The sequence below is a fragment of the Psychrobacter sp. Sarcosine-02u-2 genome (genome assembly GCF_002836335.1).
GTDB lineage: Bacteria > Pseudomonadota > Gammaproteobacteria > Pseudomonadales > Moraxellaceae > Psychrobacter > Psychrobacter faecalis.
In genome coordinates, this window is the sequence record NZ_PJBX01000044.1 from 1 (window position 1) to 1,267 (window position 1,267).

Sequence of the window (1,267 nt, forward strand, 5' to 3'; positions counted from 1 at the left end):
TGTAGTGGCATAATAAAATTGGACAGCTTCTAAGAGGTTATAATAACCCAAAGAAGGAAACTAGTATGACCAACAATCGCAATCAATATACCCGAGAATTCAAGCTTGAAGCCATCAGCTTAGTGACTGAGCATAAGCGTAAAATACCTGATGTAGCAAGCTCACTTGGCATTGGCAAATCCACCCTGCAGAAATGGCTGAGTCAGTATCGACAAGAAACGAATGGCCAAGCACCTAAAGTCGGCAACGCTTTAACGGATGAACAACGCGAGCTACAAGAATTGCGTAAGCAGGTTAAGCGACTCACTATGGAGCGCGACATATTAAAAAAGGCTTCTGCTCTGCTGGCCTTGGACAGCCTGAACGGCTATCGCTGATAAGCAAGCTTGCAGAGCAAGACAAAAGCGTCAGTAAACGCCGACTATGTGACTTATTTGGCATCATTAAAAGCAGCTACTACTATGGCACACAGACTAAGCCTATCGATATTGAACGTGTCAAACTCAAAGCCTTGATACGTCAAATATTCAATGACTCCAAACAATCAGCTGGGGCTCGCACCATTGTCGCCATCCTGTGGAATGAGCACAGTATTAGGCTAACGCGTTACTTAGCTGCCAAGATTATGAAGCAAATGAAACTGGTCAGTTGCCAGCTCAAGACCCACAAATACAAGCACGCTGATCAGGAACATAAAACCCATGACAACCTTTTAAAACGCAGATTTAGCCCAACGGCGCCCAACCAAGTCTGGACGGGCGATGTCACTTATATTCGCATTAAAGGCGGCTGGTGTTACCTAGCCGTTGTTTTAGACCTGTACGCCCGTCGTGTGGTGGGCTTTAGTGTCTCAGACTCACCCGATAGTATTCTGACAGGTAACGCTCTGAAAATGGCGTATCAGACGAGACTCAAACCAAGTGGTGTGTTATTTCACTCAGATCAGGGCACGCATTACACCAGTAAGAAATTTGCTGAATCAATCGATGATTGCGACGGTATGACACAGAGTATGAGCCGTCGTGGAAATTGTTGGGATAACGCCCCAACTGAGCGCTTCTTTAGAAGCTTCAAAACAGAGTGGATGCCAAAGGGCGGTTATGAGAATATCGCTGAGGCTAAAAGTGCCATTAGTGATTATATCTGGGGCTACTATCAAACCGTGAGACCGCACACTTTCAACAATTATTTAACACCAGCTGAAACAGAAAGACGTTACTTTAATCAAAACCTCTTATCAGGTGTCCTAAATTAGTTGACCACTACA

Annotated in this window: 1 protein-coding gene; it reads left to right on the plus strand. The window is 44.8% G+C overall.

Annotation, left to right across the window (positions count from 1 at the left end; all coding sequences use genetic code 11):
• The first annotated feature begins 65 nt into the window (after positions 1-65).
• Positions 66-1,255 (plus strand): IS3 family transposase gene (locus CXF58_RS01150; protein ID WP_101210725.1). Its coding sequence is split into 2 segments (ribosomal slippage): positions 66-324 and positions 324-1,255, totalling 1,191 coding nucleotides; the frame shifts between segments, so codons are not numbered across the junction.
• Positions 1,256-1,267: the final 12 nt, after the last annotated feature.